The 16,630-nt window shown below is 70.4% G+C and carries 21 protein-coding genes and 1 pseudogene; 6 read left to right on the forward strand and 16 right to left on the reverse strand.

Annotated elements, in window-relative coordinates; genetic code table 11:
* Window positions 1-23: 23 nt before the first annotated feature.
* Together ACFY1P_RS15890 and ACFY1P_RS15895 are read right to left on the reverse strand one after the other, a co-directional pair.
* Window positions 24-242: a DUF5326 family protein gene (locus ACFY1P_RS15890; RefSeq protein ID WP_361519348.1), complete on the reverse strand. Its 219-nt coding sequence runs from the start codon at window positions 240-242 to the stop codon at window positions 24-26.
* Between the two features lie 183 nt (window positions 243-425).
* Complete coding sequence (locus tag ACFY1P_RS15895; RefSeq protein WP_361519351.1) at window positions 426-743, reverse strand: cupin domain-containing protein; 318 nt, start codon at window positions 741-743, stop codon at window positions 426-428.
* Between the two features lie 94 nt (window positions 744-837).
* On the opposite strand from ACFY1P_RS15895, the gene ACFY1P_RS15900 reads away from it, so the two are divergent.
* From ACFY1P_RS15900 to ACFY1P_RS15920, 5 genes are all read left to right on the forward strand, one after another.
* Window positions 838-1,218, forward strand: coding sequence for a phage holin family protein (locus ACFY1P_RS15900; protein WP_361519354.1), 381 nt, complete (start codon window positions 838-840; stop codon window positions 1,216-1,218).
* A gap of 81 nt (window positions 1,219-1,299) precedes the next feature.
* On the forward strand, window positions 1,300-2,430 hold the full coding sequence (locus ACFY1P_RS15905) for a cystathionine gamma-lyase (protein ID WP_390750886.1): 1,131 nt from the start codon (window positions 1,300-1,302) through the stop codon (window positions 2,428-2,430).
* Window positions 2,431-2,854: 424 nt separating this feature from the next.
* Window positions 2,855-3,895, forward strand: coding sequence for a hypothetical protein (locus ACFY1P_RS15910; protein WP_390750887.1), 1,041 nt, complete (start codon window positions 2,855-2,857; stop codon window positions 3,893-3,895).
* The gene (locus tag ACFY1P_RS15915) at window positions 3,892-4,047 is read left to right on the forward strand and encodes a hypothetical protein (protein WP_390750888.1); all 156 of its coding nucleotides are present in this window, start codon (window positions 3,892-3,894) and stop codon (window positions 4,045-4,047) included. Before ACFY1P_RS15910 ends, ACFY1P_RS15915 begins: the two co-directional genes overlap by 4 nt.
* Window positions 4,044-4,880: a hypothetical protein gene (locus ACFY1P_RS15920; RefSeq protein ID WP_390750889.1), complete on the forward strand. Its 837-nt coding sequence runs from the start codon at window positions 4,044-4,046 to the stop codon at window positions 4,878-4,880. The genes ACFY1P_RS15915 and ACFY1P_RS15920 overlap by 4 nt, the downstream gene beginning before the upstream one ends.
* Before the next feature lie 60 nt (window positions 4,881-4,940).
* Here ACFY1P_RS15920 and ACFY1P_RS15925 read toward each other — a convergent pair whose 3' ends face one another.
* The 5 genes from ACFY1P_RS15925 to ACFY1P_RS15945 form a co-directional block, all read right to left on the reverse strand.
* Window positions 4,941-5,312: a hypothetical protein gene (locus tag ACFY1P_RS15925; RefSeq protein WP_390750890.1), complete on the reverse strand. Its 372-nt coding sequence runs from the start codon at window positions 5,310-5,312 to the stop codon at window positions 4,941-4,943.
* 26 nt (window positions 5,313-5,338) lie between these two features.
* Window positions 5,339-6,250 (reverse strand): radical SAM protein, encoded by a 912-nt coding sequence (locus tag ACFY1P_RS15930; RefSeq protein WP_390750891.1) that lies wholly within the window; start codon window positions 6,248-6,250, stop codon window positions 5,339-5,341.
* Between the two features lie 287 nt (window positions 6,251-6,537).
* Window positions 6,538-6,882 (reverse strand): hypothetical protein, encoded by a 345-nt coding sequence (locus ACFY1P_RS15935; RefSeq protein WP_390750892.1) that lies wholly within the window; start codon window positions 6,880-6,882, stop codon window positions 6,538-6,540.
* Window positions 6,879-7,160, reverse strand: coding sequence for a hypothetical protein (locus ACFY1P_RS15940; RefSeq protein WP_390750893.1), 282 nt, complete (start codon window positions 7,158-7,160; stop codon window positions 6,879-6,881). Before ACFY1P_RS15940 ends, ACFY1P_RS15935 begins: the two co-directional genes overlap by 4 nt.
* A gap of 249 nt (window positions 7,161-7,409) precedes the next feature.
* Entirely contained in the window at window positions 7,410-7,715 is a 306-nt protein-coding gene (locus ACFY1P_RS15945; protein WP_390750894.1) for a hypothetical protein, read from the reverse strand.
* A gap of 743 nt (window positions 7,716-8,458) precedes the next feature.
* Between ACFY1P_RS15945 and ACFY1P_RS15950 the strand changes: the two genes are divergently transcribed.
* Entirely contained in the window at window positions 8,459-9,322 is an 864-nt protein-coding gene (locus tag ACFY1P_RS15950) for a transcriptional regulator (RefSeq protein WP_390750895.1), read from the forward strand.
* A gap of 78 nt (window positions 9,323-9,400) precedes the next feature.
* Here ACFY1P_RS15950 and ACFY1P_RS15955 read toward each other — a convergent pair whose 3' ends face one another.
* The 9 genes and pseudogenes from ACFY1P_RS15955 to ACFY1P_RS15995 form a co-directional block, all read right to left on the reverse strand.
* The gene (locus ACFY1P_RS15955; RefSeq protein ID WP_390750896.1) at window positions 9,401-9,667 is read right to left on the reverse strand and encodes a hypothetical protein; all 267 of its coding nucleotides are present in this window, start codon (window positions 9,665-9,667) and stop codon (window positions 9,401-9,403) included.
* Window positions 9,664-9,915 carry a hypothetical protein gene (locus ACFY1P_RS15960; RefSeq protein WP_390750897.1) on the reverse strand — a complete coding sequence of 84 codons (252 nt, stop codon included), beginning with the start codon at window positions 9,913-9,915 and terminating at the stop codon, window positions 9,664-9,666. Before ACFY1P_RS15960 ends, ACFY1P_RS15955 begins: the two co-directional genes overlap by 4 nt.
* A gap of 13 nt (window positions 9,916-9,928) precedes the next feature.
* A complete protein-coding gene (locus ACFY1P_RS15965) occupies window positions 9,929-10,663 on the reverse strand; it encodes a peptidoglycan-binding protein (protein WP_390750898.1) in 735 nt (244 codons plus the stop codon).
* Complete coding sequence (locus ACFY1P_RS15970) at window positions 10,660-10,872, reverse strand: hypothetical protein (protein ID WP_390750985.1); 213 nt, start codon at window positions 10,870-10,872, stop codon at window positions 10,660-10,662. Before ACFY1P_RS15970 ends, ACFY1P_RS15965 begins: the two co-directional genes overlap by 4 nt.
* 537 nt (window positions 10,873-11,409) lie before the next feature.
* Window positions 11,410-11,898: pseudogene (locus ACFY1P_RS15975) on the reverse strand (DNA cytosine methyltransferase); the annotation flags it as partial.
* A 48-nt stretch (window positions 11,899-11,946) separates the two neighbouring features.
* The gene (locus ACFY1P_RS15980; protein ID WP_390750899.1) at window positions 11,947-12,786 is read right to left on the reverse strand and encodes a peptidoglycan-binding protein; all 840 of its coding nucleotides are present in this window, start codon (window positions 12,784-12,786) and stop codon (window positions 11,947-11,949) included.
* Window positions 12,787-12,860: 74 nt separating this feature from the next.
* Entirely contained in the window at window positions 12,861-13,826 is a 966-nt protein-coding gene (locus ACFY1P_RS15985; protein WP_390750900.1) for a hypothetical protein, read from the reverse strand.
* A 17-nt stretch (window positions 13,827-13,843) separates the two neighbouring features.
* On the reverse strand, window positions 13,844-15,037 hold the full coding sequence (locus tag ACFY1P_RS15990) for a siphovirus ReqiPepy6 Gp37-like family protein (protein WP_390750901.1): 1,194 nt from the start codon (window positions 15,035-15,037) through the stop codon (window positions 13,844-13,846).
* Window positions 15,038-16,609 (reverse strand): hypothetical protein, encoded by a 1,572-nt coding sequence (locus ACFY1P_RS15995; protein ID WP_390750902.1) that lies wholly within the window; start codon window positions 16,607-16,609, stop codon window positions 15,038-15,040. It lies immediately after the preceding gene.
* Window positions 16,610-16,630: the final 21 nt, after the last annotated feature.

Genomic DNA, 16,630 nt, shown 5'->3' on the forward strand with positions numbered 1-16,630 from the left:
CTCCCGCACACCGATGGGAGCCGTTACCAGTCGCTCTTGGACGACGAGGACGACGTGAACTTCCTGACGACGAAGATCAGGCCGCCGACGAGCGCCACCAGCAGCAGCGCCTTGAAGAGCAGCGCGATGACGAAACCGAGCGCGGTCATGATCAGGCCGCCGAACACCATCAGGACGAGGACCGGCACGGCGATCCACTTCACCCACCACGGGAGTCCTGCGAAAATCCCCTTCTCACCCATCGTCCGTCCCTGCTTTCCGCTTCGTGGAGCTCTGCGTGAAGCTCTTCATGGAGCTCTTCGTGGAGCCGGAGCGGAACTGCTCCGGCCTCGCTCTCGATGCTAGGACGGCCCGGTGGGCCGGCGGGGGCCCCGCAGCCCCCGTCCGTCCCTGAGCGACCCCCTACGGGATCCGGGGGGCGACCCTCAGCTCTCAGGCGGAGAGAAGACCACCAGGACCCTCAGATCCTCGCTGATGTGGTGGAAGCGGTGCGGCACGCCGGCGGGCACGTAGACCACGCTCCCCCGCGCCACGTCGGTCGTCTCGTTCCCCACCGTGATCGCCCCGCGCCCGCTCATGACCATGTAGACCTCGTCCTGCGCGTGCGGGGTCTGCGGGTCGGTGTCCCCCGCGTCCAGCGCGTAGAGGCCGACGGACATGTTCCGCTCGCGCAGGAACTGCAGATAGGCCCCCTCGTTGGCGGCCCGCTCCGCCTCGAGCTCGTCCAGCCGGAACGCCTTCATCTCTCGACCACCTCGTTACCGTCCCTCGCCGTCACTTCGCCGCGGGTCGCAGCGCGGGACCTCGGCAGCCGATCCCGTCTGCAACGATCTCACCATGAAGAATTTCGTAGTCAAGACGATCGCCAACGCGGCGGCCCTGGCGGTCGCGATCTGGCTGCTCAAGGGCATCACGCTGTCCGGTGAGAACACCGTGCGCAAGGTGCTCACGCTCATTCTCGTCGCGCTCGTCTTCGGCGTGGTCAACTTCATCGTCAAGCCGGTCGTGAAGCTGCTGTCGTTCCCGCTCTTCATCCTGACCCTCGGGCTCATCACGCTCGTGATCAACGCGCTGATGCTGCTGCTGACGTCCTGGCTCGCGGGCAAGCTCGGACTGGCCTTCCATGTGGCGGGCTTCTGGAGCGCCCTGGTCGGCGGCGTGATCATCTCGATCGTGGCGTGGGCGATGCACATGATCCTGCCGGACGAGAACGACTGACGGCCCTCCGGCGCCGCACGCGCCGGACCGCCGACGCAACGGGCGCGGCACGCGCGCGAGGCACCACCTGAGGGAGCACGGATGACAGGCGACGGCACCCGGGCCGTACGGGCAGGTCTGCCGGAACCGCGGCGATGCGAACCGGCGCTCCCCGGGCCCGTCTTCGCCGCCCACTACCATCTGCCGGGCGAGGCAGCCGGCCCGTACACCTACGGCCGCGAGGCCAACCCCACCTGGACCGCGCTGGAAGAGGCCATCGGCGCGCTGGAGGCCCCCGGCGGCGGGGCCGGGGCCGTGGTCTTCCCCTCGGGCATGGCGGCGATCTCGGCCGTGCTCCTGTCGCGGCTGCGCCCCGGTGACACCGCCGTGCTCCCCGGCGACGGCTATCAGCTGCTGCCCGCCCTGCGGGAGCGGCTGGAGGGCTTCGGCATCACCGTACGGACCGCGCCGACCGGCGGCGACGCCCAACTGGCCGCGCTGGAGGGCGCGCGGCTGCTGTGGCTCGAGACGCCGTCGAACCCCGGTCTCGACGTGTGCGACATCCGCCGCCTCGCCGAGGCCGCGCACCGCGAGGGCGCGCTCGTCGCCGTCGACAACACCCTCGCCACCCCGCTCGCCCAGCGCCCCCTGGAACTGGGCGCCGACTTCTCCGTGGCCAGCGGCACCAAGGCGCTCACCGGCCACGGTGACGTCCTGCTGGGCTACGTGGCCGCGCTCGCCCCCGGACTCACGGCGGGCGTACGGGCATGGCGCAAGGTCACCGGGGCGATCCCCGGGCCCATGGAGGCATGGCTGGCGCACCGTTCGCTGGCCACCCTCCACTTGCGCGTCGACCGGCAGGCCGCGAGCGCGCTCGCCCTGGCGAAGGCCCTGCGCGACCGCCCCGAGGTGACCGGCCTCCGCCACCCCGGCCTGCCCACGGACCCCGCGCACGAGCTCGCCGCGCGCCAGATGCACGGCGGGCGCTTCGGCTGCGTCGTCTCCTTCAGCCTCCCGGACCGCGCCCACGCGGAACGTTTCCTCGCCGCCCTGCGCCTTGTCGACGAAGCCACGAGCTTCGGCGGCGTCCGGTCCACGGCCGAGCGCCGCGGCCGCTGGGGCGGCGACGCCGTGCCGGAAGGCTTCATCCGCTTCTCCGTCGGGGTGGAGGACACCGACGACCTCGTCGACGACGTGCTGACCGCGCTGGACCGGGCCGCCCCGGCCTCGTGAACCAGGCCGCTGCCGAACCGCGTTGACCACGCACAGAAACCCGCGCAGAAAGACGGCTCAAGCCTCCCCCCTCAAGAACCGGCCCGACCCCGACTGACCTGGGGAAATACCGCCAATCAGCCGCCTGACCTGCGACTTAGCGCGTTTCAGAGCGTTTCCCACATCGCTGGATTTTGGGGGCCCGCACTCCCCAAACGCTCCCCCGTTCTCCCCAGATTCTCCCCAGGGGAGAACCCGTTCCGGACCCCGCTCGGCACCTCCTGAGCAGGGTCCGGAGCCCCGACGCCCCAGCCGTGCACAGGAGTTCGCGGATGGGGTACGGTGCCCGCAACAGGTTGCTTCGTGCCGAAAACGAAGCGACCCCCGGAGGTGCTGGACACACCACCCGGGGGTCTACACCACGAGGAATCAGAGGTTCCCCGGGATGCTTAGGCATGCTATCTCGCCTGCGCGCTTCTACTCGCAGGTACCCAACGAGATCATTCGCCACCCCCGCCTGTCGTCGGACGCAGTCCGGTTGCTGACCTGGGCGCTGTCGATGGCGGACGAGGCGCTGGAAGCGCTGTCGGACACCGCCAAGCGCGCGGGCATCGGAAAGTCGGCGTTCACCCGGGCCAAGCGTGAGCTTGCCGCCGAAGGCTTCTTGCACGAGTGGCGGCGACAGGGCGACGGGGGCCGCTGGTCCACCGTGCAGATGATCAGCAACGTGCCGTTGACGGCCACGGAGGCGGACCAGGCGCGGGACGGGCGGCCGAGTGACCAGTCTCCGGCCACCGGTGAGCCGAAGGGCCGGGCCGTCGGCCGTCTCCCTAAGAAGACTGTTGAGAACAACCCCAACCCTCCCTCCCCCGGCGTCGCCGGTCGGCCGACCCCCGCACAGGACGAGAGGCCCGAGGGAGGGCGGGAGGGCGATCAGCCATCCGCAGCACCCGCCCCGGCGTCGACGGCCACGGCACCCTCCACGGTGCCCGCGCCGCTGGTCGAGTGCGGCGGGCAAGCGCTGGCGGCGGTCTCGCACGGTGAGCCGCGGTTGCGCCTGTCCGGGCAGGACGTGCGGGTCCTGGCGCCTCTGGCCGGGGACTGGTTGCAGCGCGGCGCCACCGTCGCGGACATCCGTGAGGCACTGACCCAGTGGCTTCCCGATCAGGTGCATTCCCCGGCGGGGCTGGTCCGTGACCGGCTGACCCGTAAGCGCCCGGCCGCTCCGACGTTCGCTGAGCAGCGCGCCGCCGACCACCGGGCGGCCGAGGCGCAGTCCAGGCCGCGCGTCGCCGATATGCGGGAGTGCGGCGGCGATCACGATCAGCCGCGGTTGTTCCTGCCGGTTGACGGCGAGTCCTTGTGTCCGTCCTGCCGCTGCGACGAGGCCGGGGCCGGCGTGGCGGGGGCCGTCGAGGCGGCGTTGCGCGGCGGAGCGGCGATCCGTGGTCTGCTGCGTGCGCGCACGGCGGGGGCGGCGGCGTGAACCACTTCGGGCCTGTGGAGTGTTGGGACTGCGGCGGCACGGACGGGCCGTTCGTGCGGGTGCGGCTGGGTGAGTGGCTGTGTGAGGACTGCGACGACGCCGCGCGGGCGATCGCGGCTGGTCTGCGCGCGGACGGGGAGGCGGGGCAGTGAACGAGGAGCGGATGCCCTGGTACCTGTGGCTGGTCCTGGCGGGCGCGCTGGTGATGTCCGCCCCGGGTGAGTACCGGCTGGCGGTGGTCGCGGGCTGGTCACCGGAGGTGGCGTTGGTGATGCCGTTGGTGGTGTCGGTGTACGGGGCCGTGGCGGCGTACGTCGCGGACAAGACGCCGAAGCGGTCACCGGAACGCCGGGCCGCGGTCCTCGGCGCGGCCGGCGCCCTCGCACTGGCGCTGGCCTTCCAGATGACAGCCCATTTGATGGCCGCCGGATACATGAGCGAGTCGGCGTGGATGGTGGCCGCGGTGTCCGGCGTGCCGCCGCTCGTGGTCGCACACCTGATGCACATGCCCGCTGTCCGCCGTCCGGTGACCGCGAAAGTTCCGGCGGCCACCACGGCCGGGGCGGACAGCGCGGACGAGAGCACTCCGGCCACGGCCGAGGCGGCCACTGTGGATGCGGCGGAGGCGGACACGACCGCGGATATCCCAGCCTGCCGGGCACCCGGGGCACCAGCGGCCACGGACGCCTCGGCCACGGCCACGGCCACGGCCACGGTCGGCGACGGTGCGGACGGGCCGCCGGTCATGGCCGTACTCCCGGGGATGAGCGAGGTGGCCGATCCGTCGGCGCCGTCCGGGAAGCATGACCGCGGCCGCCCTCGGCGACGGCCGCGTGGCCGTGACCGCGGACCCGACCCGGACGAGGTGAAAAAGGTCGTGGCCGCGCTGGAGTCGAGCGGCGAACCGGTGACCGGGGACACGGTCGGGACGCACTTCGGGGTGTCCGCCCGGACCGGCCGCCGCTACCTGGGACTCACCGCGTAGGAACGCCTCCGCTCGCGCACCGGACCTGCGGTGCGCGAGCGGTGACCGGCGTGACCGTGGTCAGTGGCGCGCGGCCTGCTGGGCGGGCAGGGCGGCGGCGTCCCGGTCGCGGAGCTCCGCCAGCCTGCGCTGGTAGAGGGGACCGGCCGTGTACGCCGCGTTCGCAGGGGTGGGCGCTGACTGTTCGATGATGCGCTGCGCGGCGGCCTTGACCGCTGCTGCCCACGCCAGCACGTGCTGATGGGCGGTGCGGCCGCACTCGTCCGGTTCGCCCGGCAGGCACAGCGGGAGTGCCGGGCCGAGCTTGTTGGCCGCGTGCCGCAGGTATCCGGCGATGACGGCCCACTCGTCCTCGGTACGGTGAGCTGCACCGGTGGGGACGTCCCCCAACCATGCGCTGAAGTCGTCGCCGTGATCATCATGACCGGACATGTGCCACTCCTGGAATTGGTCAGCCCTCAGGCGGTGGGGCCGATCGTAGCCCTGCCCGGCGCGCTGTCCGCCTCCTTCGGGTCGCAGTGACCCACCGAAGGGACGCACGGGCCGCAGGGCCCGCAGCTCGGCAGGAACTGCGGGGGCGTGCACGACTGCGCCGGCTTCAGCCCGTGGGCGGCCGCGATCTCCGCGCGTGCCCGCGCCGTCCGAGGGCTGCCCCAGATCTCGGCGAGCGGGTTCTTCAGGACGTTGCCGAGGGTGATGAAGCGCCCCAGGACACAGGGCCACACCTGGCCCTCGGGCCCGATGGCGCACTGCCCGAGGGCACAGTGTCCGCAGAGGTCGTTCACGGTCGGTCCGGTGCCCTGTCCGGCCCGGCCGAACGCCCTGACGCGGTCGCCTCCCACCTGCCGGACCCCGAGGTCCGTCAGGTCCTTCAGCGCTTCGTGGACGCGCTGGTCCTGGTGCACCGCGACGATGCCCCCGCGGATGGGCAGGCCCAGGTCGACCGCCTTGTGGATGTTGGCCCGGGTCTTCTTGTGGGATCCGCGCAGGCCGGTGACCTTGTCGTGATCCTGCGGGGTGTCGGAGTAGTAGGACGTGGCGAGTTTGACGCCGCACTCCGTGAACGTCGACCACAGTTCGTCGCGGATGTGGGTCATGTTGGAGAACACTTCGATCTCCAGGCCCGCGCGGTGCGTGTACGTGATCAGTTCGGGCAGGTGCGGGTACAGCGTCGGTTCCCCGCCGATGAACTGCACATTGCGTGTGCCCATGGCTGCCAACTGGTCCACGACGCCGGTCCAGTCCTGGACGGTCATCGTTCCGTCTGTGCCCTGGGGAGAGGAGTCGGCGTAGCAGTGATCGCAGGCCAAGTTGCAGAAGCCCGTGACCTCCAGCCACGCGAAACCTAAGGGTTTTTGGGCAGCACTCATTACCGCCTCCTTGGGGAAGGGGAACTGCGATGGACCGCCGCGAGGTACCAAAGGGGCGCTCACAGGCGGGAGTTCCTGCCGGACCTGGCGGCCGGCCAGGAACGGGTTCAGGTGGAGTGACGATTGCGGCCCGCTCCGCCCCACCCCCATCTGAAGGGGTGGGGCGAGGCGGGAGTCTGGGCCCCGCCCGGCCGCCTCTGGCTTGCGCTACCCACGGCGGGGCGGGGGGTTGCCTGCCTCTCTGCCGACAGCCCGGGGGCCGTCACGGAGGTAGCAGAGGACAGGAATCAGGGGGAGGGTTGCCGGAACCGGGCAGGGAGGTCGACGGATCTCGCCGGGACGTGGTCGGGGTTCGGCGGTTTGATGAAGAGCGACACGCCGTGCCGGTCGCAACGGAAGAAATTGGGGTCCGCCGGGTGGCTCTCGATGTCCTCACCGCCGCCAGGGCACATGCGGCGGCGCGGCTCGCGCACGTTCGTGACGCACGGCGCCGCCGGTTCGAGCACGGGGGCGTAGTAGGCGCGCGTTGCGGCAGGCATGTCGGGGGTCGGCATGGCCGGCGGACCGCTGGAGAGCGGGACGGACACAACGGCCGTACTGACGAGCGGCCGTTGGGGAACTTCGCCAGTCACGTCTTCGCTTCCTCGTCCGCGCGTACCACGAAGGCGAACCCTTCGCTTAAAGGCCGGAAGGATCTGTGACCGGATCGCCCGGAGTGAGCCAAGCATGCGTCCAGCGCCTGTGTCTGTTCGTCGTGCCCCCGGGTCTTCCAATCGCAGCCGCAGCAGTTCGCGCCGTAGATGATGAGATCCGGGTGGACGGTGATCGTGTGGGATACGTACTTCATAGTGGTGCGGGTGGCCTTGTACCCCGGCGGAAGCTCCACGAGTTCGAGGGTGCGGCCGGTCATCGTGTGCCCCTTCCTTCTGCGGTCGGGCTGGGCTGATGAGCCCTGGCGGGTGCCGGGGTGTGCACGACCGTTCCGGATTGATTGGCCACGAACCGACGCCGCGTGGGCGGTTCGCTGTCGGCCGGGTGGTCCTCGTGCTCCTGCACGGTCTCACCGCCCTTCCTGGTGAGGACGATTCAGTTCAGTCATGGAGTTAACTAGCCGTCCTGTAGCTGTATTTGGACTTACGCCAGCCCCGGGCATCGCCGCTCACGCGGGCGTCTCTTCCTGGTGGCGCTCAAGGTCGCCAATGGCCGCCGGCCACTCGAACCCGCCGCCGACAGGCAGGAGCCAGACGTAATCGGGGGGCGGGTCGTCAGACATTCGGATGGGGTCGCCGATGCCGCGGATGATGCCGACCCGGTCCGTGGATGTGTCGCGGACGCGCACCTGAAGCGCAACCCAGTCGGGCGCCACAGGTGCGGTGCACCGGGGCGTCGCGCCGGAGCCGATCTCTGCTCCCCCGCCGTCGCGGCCTTCCTTGGAAGCACGTCTGCGGTGCGTCATCTGGACCATCCCATCTCATGATCCAACTACCGTGGCCTGGCGACCCCGAGAGTCGTTGTCAGGTGTCGGCCCAGGACGGACGCGCAGCATCCTGTTTCTGACGGCACGATGCATCCTCGGCGCCCTGCTGGCCCCTGGGCCGACGCAACGACCATCCATCCAGAGGTGCAGTGACCGGAAGGTTTCACATGGGTTTCAACCCTCTACGCGCCCTCTGGGACAGCAGTGTTGATCACGCTAACTTGTCACATCATCAGCAGAGGAGCGTTGCTGTGATCGACGTTAGGCCAGCCGTTCTACGTCATCCCCTCACTTACGTACGCGCCCAACTCGGCATGGGAAAAACCCAGTTCGCTACAACAATCCGCCGCCACGGGGAGACCCTCGGGTACCACCTGGGCACAACCCGCTCAACCATCTTCAAGTGGGAGAGGGAAGACCACGACCCCGAAATGCCCGCGCAACTGGTGATCGCCGACTACCTCCGCGTTCCACCGGCCATGGTCGGCAGGGCGCCGTGGCCCCGGTGGCTACCCGCTTGGGACGATCAACTCATTGCGGGGCCATGGGATCAGAGGTCTACGCTGGAGGTTCTGACGGCACTTTCTGGGAGTGAACCAGTGGACCGAAGGGGCTTTATCGGGATCAGTGGCGCTGCACTAGTCGGCATTGGTACACAGTGGGCAAATGCCGACCCAGTGCTTGCAGCAGCCACAAAGGGTGACACAATCACCGATCGCACGGTTGACCGCATGGCCCAGCGAATCGAATCCATTCGCGGCATGGAACAGGACACCGGCGGGGTGGACTTCATCGACGCGGCGCGCGGAGATCTGCGTCTGATCACAGGCATGATCACCAACAGTCGCTATACAGAGGAGATCGGGCAAAGGCTCTTCACCCTTGCAGCCGAAGTTGGTTGCCTCCTCGGCTGGATGAGCTACGACGCCGGGCTCGAAGCAGCCGCACAGAAGAACTATGCCGGCGCCCTGCGGGCAGCGAAGACGGCGGACGACGACATGCTCGGCGCCCATACGTTGTGCTTCATGGCAACGCAAGCCACGAACCACAAGGAGCAGCGCGCCGCCGTCGGGCTCATGGAGTCTGCGGCGAGCGTCAGCAACCGAGTGCCGGCGTTCATGAAATCCTCTCTGGCCGCCCACGAGACAACCGTCTATTGCAAGGCAGGGGACCATAAGAGGGCAGCTCATTCACTGAACCGCGCCTTTGCGGCGTTGGAGCGCAGCGGCAGCGACCGACCCGCCTACCTGCGTTGGTACGGTGAATCGCAGCTCCGCTCTACCGAGGGCCGCTTTCTGCTGGCAAGTGGACAAGCCTCGCGGGCAACTGACTCATTGGAGAAGTCGGTTACCCATGCCGCGCCCCGTGACCAGGCCGTCCGTTGCGGCACTCTGGCTCTTGCCTACCACCAGGCTGGTGACCTGGACGGCGCGCTTGACGCGACCGATCGCGCCCTCCGATTCATCGGTACGGGCATCCACACCCAACGAGGTGTCGAGCGGCTGCAAGAGGTCCGGAACGCACTCGCATCGCACCAATCGGAGCCCAAGGTCAAGGAAGCTCGCGCACGTATCGTGGCCCTGTCGGCGGCCTGACAGCCACTGGCCAATGGGTCGTTGATATGACGAACCGCCCCCGCTGTCGGCATGAAGCCGACAGCGGGGGCGTGTGCGTCAATGGGCGGTGGTTGCCTGCCAGAGGGTGATGGCGAGGCCGAGCACGGCGACGAGGGCGGCGATGCTCGGCAGGGGCCATCGTGAGCGTTCGAGGTTGCTGAGGCGGGTTTCGTGGTCGGCTAGCTGTCGTTCGCTCTGGTCGGAGCGCTGGACGAGGAGTGCTAGCGCTCCGTCGACCCGTGCGAATCCGGCCTCCATGGTGCCGCGGAGGCGTTCGAGTTCGAGGGCGACGGCGGCTGTGTCGTTCGGGGAGGGGTCGGTCACGCGCTGTCCTCGCGGGTGGGGCCGTGGACCTCGTCGGGGTGGGCGGTGCGGAGCCAGACGGGCAGGAGGGCCTGGACGCCCGGGATGGCCATGGTCCGGGTCAGGCCGGCGGCGAGGGCGAGGGCGCCGACGGCCCACGGGAGGGTCTCGGGGATACCAGCGGCGGAGACGATGGCGGGCAGGAGCGCGGCGAGGGTGACGGCGGTCTGGACGGTGGTGCGGATGGTGCGGCGGGTCGCGTCGGTCACGGTGATCTTTCGTTCAGCAGGTGGTGGTGGGGACGTTCAGGGCGCCCCATGTGGTCGGGTCGGGCCAGCCGTCGGCGGCGGGCCCGGTGAGGCCCTGGCGTTGCTGCCAGCGGGCGTATGCGTGGCGGTCGGCGGGCGCCCATTGCGGGCCGGGCGGGTAGTCGGCCACCCCTTCCTCGGCCAGCCGTTGGCCCATGGCCGCGACGACCGGTGAGTACGGGTAGGCGCGGAACCAGTCCGGCCCGGGGTACGGCTCCCGTTCTGGCGGGGGTTCGGGGTGTCCGGGCGGGACGGTGAGCAGCCGTTCGACCCGTGCGCGTAGGCCGTGCAGGGGCAGGCCGAGCCGTTCCACGGCCGGACCGATGATCTTGTCCGGGCCCCATCTGTGCGTGCGGCACAGGGCTGCTGTGGCGCGGGTGAGCGCGTCGAGCTGGGCTGGGGGCCACTGCGTGGTGCGGAGGCCGGGGTGGACGGCGGTGATCCGGTAGGCGTCCTGCCCGTCCGCTGCCGCGCGGGGCCGTCCGGGGGTGGTCAGGATGACGGTGCCGGACCGGCTGACCACGGCGTTCCACGAGGGCCCGGTGCAGCACCGGCCGGCCGGGTCGGAGGCGTCGTTCGCCGTCGGTTCGAGGACGATTCCGGATGGTGTCCACGTGGGGGTGGGCGTGTGCCAGGTGGCGAACAGTGCAAGGTCGAGGCGGGCCCCGCGCAGGGCGTTGACGATCTCCTCGGGGGACGGTGCGGTCATGGGCAGGTGCACTCTGGGGCGGGCAGGTCGGCACCGCGGGCGGTGGCGCGGTCGCGCAGGTGCTCCAGCGCCGTAACCGCCTGGAGGGGCACGACGCCGTTGCCGAGGGCTTTGAGCTGGGCGGAGCGGGACAGTCCGGGTACGGCGGTGACGTGTCCCGGGGGCAGGCCCATCATCCACTCGACCAGGCGGGGGTTCAGCCGTCCCATAGGGTCGGTTGCCCGGGGTGCGGGGCGTCCGACGACGGGAGCCCACCGGGCGACGGCGTCGGCGTAAGGGCCCCACTGCTGACCCGGTGCGCCGCCGAGGGCAGCGTCAGGTCCCCCTTGCTCCCCTTCTGGTTCGGACTGCCCTTGGTCCCGTCCGTCGCCCTCGGAGTAGGCAGCAGGGAGCACACTTCCGCAGCGAGCGATTTGCCGTGCGTCCCTGCCTCTTGCGACGGGGTGCGGCGGGTTTGCCGGTCCTCGTTCGGCGAGGCCCTCGGGGTGGGCAGCAGATCCCCGAGCACGGAGACGGCCGAGCGGAGATTCATCCCGCCCTGTCGGCCGATGTGTCCCGCACCGGCTGCCTCGGACGCGGACGGCGTCGGCAGGAGCGCTTGGGCAGTCGGGCACCGGGGCTGGCGCCCGCCCGGCCGGATCGGTACAGCCGGAACGGGCAGTGCGCCGACGGCTGTGGGGAGCTGTCCCTTCTGGCCCCCGCCCCGCCAGTCCCGGGCGGCCGGTGTCGGCAGGCCAGGTGACGAGGAAAAGCCTGTTCCGTTGGTGGGGGGCGCCCACGTCGGACGCTCGTAGACAGACCCATTCCGCATCGAACCCGATGGCGGCAAGGTCGGCGAGGACGTCGCCGAAGCCCAAACCAACGTGAGCTGCGACGTTTTCAAAGATCCCGACTCGGGGTCGTAGTACGCCAAGGGCGCGTGCAATGTGGGGCCAGATGTGCCGTGGATCGGCTACTCCTTGTCGATGGCCGGCGGTGCTGAACGGCTGGCACGGGTAGCCGCCGCACAGGACGTCCACGGGTTCGACGGCCGCCCAGTCAACAGCGGTGAGGTCACCGATGTTGGGCACGCCGGGGTGGTGGTGGTCGAGGATGCGGGCGGCGCCGTGGTCGATGTCGGAGACCCATGCGAGGGTGCCGCCGAACGCGTGCTGTACGGCCATGTCCAGGCCGCCGTAGCCGGAACACAGAGAGCCGATGCGCGTGGTGACTGCGATCGGGTGGGGAATGCTCAAATCTCCAGGTGGTTCAGAGGTGGAGTCACTGGTGGGCGGGGCGGGGGTTCAGCTGCGGGGGACCTTGAGCGCGGCCCACTGGCGGGGGCCGGGCCAGCCGTCGCGGTACTCCGGCGCATCGCCCAGCTTTTTCTGCCAGAGGGCGAAAGAGGCGCGGTCGGCGCCGGTCCACTGGGGGCCGGGGCCTTCTCGGTAGACCGAGCACCCTTCGGCCACGAGCCGTCGGCCCATAGCCGTGATGACCGGGGAGTCCGGGGCGCTGCGGAAGAACGCTTCGCCGGGGAACGGCTCGTAACCGCCGGCGGTCCCATGGCCGGGGTCGGGGGTGTGGTCACCGTTGGGGATGTCGTCTGCGGATGCTTCGTGGCCGAAGTAGGTGATGCCGCGCTGTCCGCGCCAGGAGGGATCGGCGACGACCACCCCTTCGGGGTAGTCGGGGATTCCGTAGCCGTGGATGTAAGGGCTGTGGCGGGGGCGGGACTTGAGGTAGACGCCATCACCCTCGGCGCTGCCGCCGTCGTTGGTGTTGCCCTCCACGGTGGTGATCTCGTCATCGGTGTACGCGATGACGATGCCGGTGTGGGAGCCGCCGCCGGGGCCGTAGTAGACGACGCCGCCGACCACCGGGTAGTCGGTGTAGCGGCCCTGGTCCTGGAACCACTCGACGCCCTCCGCGCAAGAGGCGGTCACAGGTGCGAGGTCGGCGGCGCCGGCTTCCTGGAAGCACCAGCTCACGAAAGAATGGCACCACGCTTCGCCCTGGGCCCATTCCAGACCGGGGACGGCGGGCGCGTACTTCTGGATGTTGTTCCAGTGGCCACCCGAGCGGCCTTCCTGGTACCCGACTTCATCGCGGGCCACATTGATCACATCGTGCGCAACAGACATACAGATAGCTCCTGTTGGGGCATAAAAAGACCCCGCGCCAAGGACAGCGCGAGGTGGGGAGAGGCGGCGGGAGATCAGGCGTCGAGGGCGAACCGGATGGCGTCCAAGTAGATCCACTTGACCGGCGACTGAATGTCGGCCTGGATTTCGCCTCCGGCCGTTTGGTCGCTCCGGGAGATCACATCCACCCGCGCGGACGACCCCTTTTCGAAGTTGAGCGAGGTCGCGCAGACGAAACTGCGGAGGTAGCGGGGCCGGGCCTCGGGCGGGAGAACGGCCAGCCGCCAGGACGGCGCCACGTTGAAGTCTTTGCCGTCCTTCCGCTCCACGCTGCCGCTGAGTTCGATGGTGCCGTTGACCAGGCGCCAACGCGGATTGCCGCCGTGCGCGACGACGTCGGAGGGAAGAGGGAGCGGTTGCCACGGGCCGGGCGAAAGGGGCGTCCAGACTCCCGCGCCGTAGATCTCCATCCGTCCCTCGCCCTGGAGGTAGGCGAGCGCGCCGGGCACCGGCCGCTCCACCGACGAAGTCCGGGCCACGGTGTTGGCGTACACCCGCGGGGTCAGGGCGTACACCCGTTCATCGGTGATGTCCCGGGGCGCGACCGCGCCGGCCTGCGGAGCCACGGCGACTCGGCAGAGCGGCACGTCGAAGAGGCCGTCTTGTCCTTGTGAGAGGGCGGGGGGCTGGGGCTGGGCGGCCGGGGTGCCCTGAAGGTAGGCGATGCTGATGCGCTGCCCTGTGCGGGTGAGGCGGACGGTGATCCGGTCCACGCGCGGCTGAGTACCCACGTTCGCAGCGACAACGACGTTGCGGTCCGCGTCCGAGAAGTAGTGGAATCCCTGGACGGTGGCATGGCCGGGGCTGATGGTGACGGTCATGTCCTGGCCCGATGAGGCGGCGGCGAGGGGGTCGGCCGGGTCGCTGGTCCGCGGGGCCCGGATTCCGTCGGTCTGCCACATCGAGGCCATCTGGGACCACTGCTCACTCGTGACGGTGGTACCGGCGCCGCTGTCGAAGGGGAAGAAGTATTCGGCCAACTGGGTCTCATTCGTGGTTAGTAGCGGGTGTTGAGCTGATGAACGGCCTGCCACAGGCGCCGTACCTGGGCGTACAAGGCGGGTGTCTGGGTGGCGGCCTCGGTGCCGACGGTGGCCTGTACGGCGCTGGCGTCCGCGGTGTCGGACAGGTGGATCTCCCGCACGGGATAGGTGAGGTCCGTGCCGGCGGTGGTGGTGACGGTGACGATGTCGCCCACGTGGTAGTCGCGGCCGTACTGGCACTGTTCGGTGTCGACCGGCGCCAGGGACAGTTCGGCCTGCGCCCCGCCCTGCTGGAGCGCGTTGGCGGCCGCCGTGCGGAGCGCTTTGAACTGCGGGTCGGACTCGTCCAGGCGCTCAGGGATGGCAGTGTCGCGCTGGTCCACGAACGTCTCCGAGGCCCGGGACCATTCGGTCTCGGCGTCGGGGGTGGTCCACTGCCAGAAGAACCGGGCGGCGCCTTGGCCTTGGGCGGCGACGATGGCGCGCGTCGTGCGCGGTGCGGTGAGCTGGTAGGCGTAGGAGTTCAGGTTGCCGAGCTCGGCGGAGAAGCGGACGGCTCCGCCCAGGTCGCGGGTGGTGGTGATCTGGAGGGCGAGGCGGGGTGTGGCGGGGTCGGGCTGGGTGATCCGGGCGGACAGGCCGGAGGTGGACGCGAGAGTCTGCACCGCGGACAGGAGGGTGTCGAAGCGGAGCGAGACCTTCGTTGCGGCGCCGAGGCCGGTCCGCGGGCCGGTGTCCAGGCCCGGGACACGGCGGTCGGGCAGCGCGTTCCCGCCGGCGTTGGCGGACACGAGGGCGGTGATGATGTCCCCTGCCGATCCGGTGGCCGTCCAGTAATCGGTTGCGTAGCGGCCGTTGCCGGAGTCGGGGGTGCGGGTGGGGTCGGGGAACGCGAGCCGGGCGCCCAGCACGGTGTTGTCGCAGACACCGGAATAGGTGACGGTGCCCGCCCCGGCCGACTGCGACCACTCGTGCCGGATGCCGGTCACGGGGCCGGTGAGAAGGGGTTCGGGGGCGTCGTCGGACCAGATCATCACCCCCGCCCCGCCGCTGGTGAACAGACGGACATGGGGATGGTCGGCGGGCAGGGCGAGCGTCCACGCGCCGATGTCGAGGTGGCGGACGATGACGTCCAGAGAGGTGTACGTATCGATCTGTCCTACGCGGCGCAAGGCGGCGTCGCGGACGTCGACGCGGTAGCGCCGCAATCAGGCTCCGAGGTGTCGTGGCTGGTAGGTGAGGGTGACCGTCGAGTCCTCGGAGGCCCCGGTGGCGGTGAGGGAGACCGAGTTCTCACCGGGGGCGAGCTGCCAGAGTGCGGCCGGGCCGGCCAGGCGGGGCCAGAGGTTCTCACCACGGGTGCCGTCGGTGTTCTCCAGGTAGACGGCCTTGATGCCGGGGCGGGTGTCGATCACGACCGTCCGGCCGGCGGGGACGCCGTAGGCGAGCGTGAGCGACTGGCCGGTGGTGCGGTTGGCCAGGCGGAGCGGGACAACGGGCTGGCCAGCGTCCTGCTGGCCGAGGGGGCCGGTGATCCTCCACACCGGCCACGCGTCCACATCAGAGGTGACCTGAACCGGTATGCCCTCGTCGCCGATCACGCTCGGGGCGATCCGCAGCGGGAAGAACGGGGAGGGGTGCGGCTCGGCGCCGGTTCCGGCGGGGTCGAGCCGGGACAGGGTCAGGTGGTCAACGTCCAGGGGGGTGCCGTCGGCCTGGATGACCGGCCGCACGGTCGCGGTTCCCGCGGGCATGGTCCCGGGGGCGGCCTCCCTCGGGTGATCGGTGCTGTCCGCCGGGGTGCCGCGGTCGTGGTCGCGGCCCTGGGCGTAGCCGGTGACTTCCACCCATCCCTCGGCGTCGGCGAACGGGCGCCGGGCCGCGGCGACGAACCGGACTCCTCCGGGGACCGGGGTGCCGTCGGCGGCCACACCCGAGAGGCCGACCGAGACGGATGTCTGCGCGTCGGCTGCTGCCTTGCTGCTGCGGCGCACCCAGGCGGTGAGCCGGTACAGGCTCGCGCCGTCGTAGGGGACCGCGGTCGTCGCCTCGGCGCGGATGTCCGCCGGGAGGCGGGTGTACTGGCCATCGGTAACCCGGGGGTCGTTGAGCACCACGCCGGGTGTGCCGGGGGATGTCCAGGCGGCGGGGTTGTTCATGGTGTCGGACAGCATGGGCGTCCAGGCCCCGGCGGGGTGGGACAGGAACGCCGGTGCCCCGTGGACGCGGAACGTCTCGGACCGTTCCGCCCCGTACCAGTACGGGTCGGGGGCGGTGAGCTGGAGTCCGTACCGGGTGAAGGCCAGGCCGGAGGCGTCGTTGCCCTCGTCTCCTTCCATGCCGCCGGTGTAGTGCACGCGGATGCTGCGGGCGGTGCCGTCGGCCTCTGCCACGCGGAGCACGCACGGCTCCCGCTCGGCGACGAGGGCGGCGACGAACGTGCGCTTGAGCGCCACCAGCTCGGGGCGGGTGGGTGCCCACAGCAGCAGCGGCAGCGTGATCCGGCGGGATGCGGCCCGCACCTTCACGAGCCGCCCGCCGTCCATCCCCGCGTACTCCGTGACCGTGGTCTGCACCGGCGGTGCGTCCAGGCCGGTGGGCCCGGGGAGGATCGCGATACACGCCCCCTGGTGGGACAGGTCCGCTGTCAGCAGGAACTCACGGCTGTCGGCGGTGAGGGTGACCCTCGGCGGGGTGTCGGCCTCCGCGTGCTCCGCTTCGGGCAGAATGCCGGTGGAGACGACGGCCGACGGCGAATTCAGCGCAGCCAGTAAGAGCACGCACCAACCCCCTTTCAATTC

It is taken from the genome of Streptomyces sp. NPDC001407, assembly GCF_042895325.1.
GTDB lineage: Bacteria > Actinomycetota > Actinomycetes > Streptomycetales > Streptomycetaceae > Streptomyces.

Bases quoted from the DNA above. Each gene is read 5' to 3' on its own strand.
- ACFY1P_RS15890 (WP_361519348.1), bottom strand. From the start codon at position 242: ATGGGTGAGAAGGGGATTTTCGCAGGACTCCCGTGGTGGGTGAAGTGG.
- ACFY1P_RS15895 (WP_361519351.1), bottom strand. From the start codon at position 743: ATGAAGGCGTTCCGGCTGGACGAGCTCGAGGCGGAGCGGGCCGCCAAC.
- ACFY1P_RS15900 (WP_361519354.1), top strand. From the start codon at position 838: ATGAAGAATTTCGTAGTCAAGACGATCGCCAACGCGGCGGCCCTGGCG.
- ACFY1P_RS15905 (WP_390750886.1), top strand. From the start codon at position 1,300: ATGACAGGCGACGGCACCCGGGCCGTACGGGCAGGTCTGCCGGAACCG.
- ACFY1P_RS15910 (WP_390750887.1), top strand. From the start codon at position 2,855: ATGCTTAGGCATGCTATCTCGCCTGCGCGCTTCTACTCGCAGGTACCC.
- ACFY1P_RS15925 (WP_390750890.1), bottom strand. From the start codon at position 5,312: ATGTCCGGTCATGATGATCACGGCGACGACTTCAGCGCATGGTTGGGG.
- ACFY1P_RS15930 (WP_390750891.1), bottom strand. From the start codon at position 6,250: ATGAGTGCTGCCCAAAAACCCTTAGGTTTCGCGTGGCTGGAGGTCACG.
- ACFY1P_RS15940 (WP_390750893.1), bottom strand. From the start codon at position 7,160: ATGACCGGCCGCACCCTCGAACTCGTGGAGCTTCCGCCGGGGTACAAG.
- ACFY1P_RS15945 (WP_390750894.1), bottom strand. From the start codon at position 7,715: ATGGTCCAGATGACGCACCGCAGACGTGCTTCCAAGGAAGGCCGCGAC.
- ACFY1P_RS15950 (WP_390750895.1), top strand. From the start codon at position 8,459: ATGGCCCAGCGAATCGAATCCATTCGCGGCATGGAACAGGACACCGGC.
- ACFY1P_RS15965 (WP_390750898.1), bottom strand. From the start codon at position 10,663: ATGACCGCACCGTCCCCCGAGGAGATCGTCAACGCCCTGCGCGGGGCC.
- ACFY1P_RS15970 (WP_390750985.1), bottom strand. From the start codon at position 10,872: ATGGGACGGCTGAACCCCCGCCTGGTCGAGTGGATGATGGGCCTGCCC.
- ACFY1P_RS15980 (WP_390750899.1), bottom strand. From the start codon at position 12,786: ATGTCTGTTGCGCACGATGTGATCAATGTGGCCCGCGATGAAGTCGGG.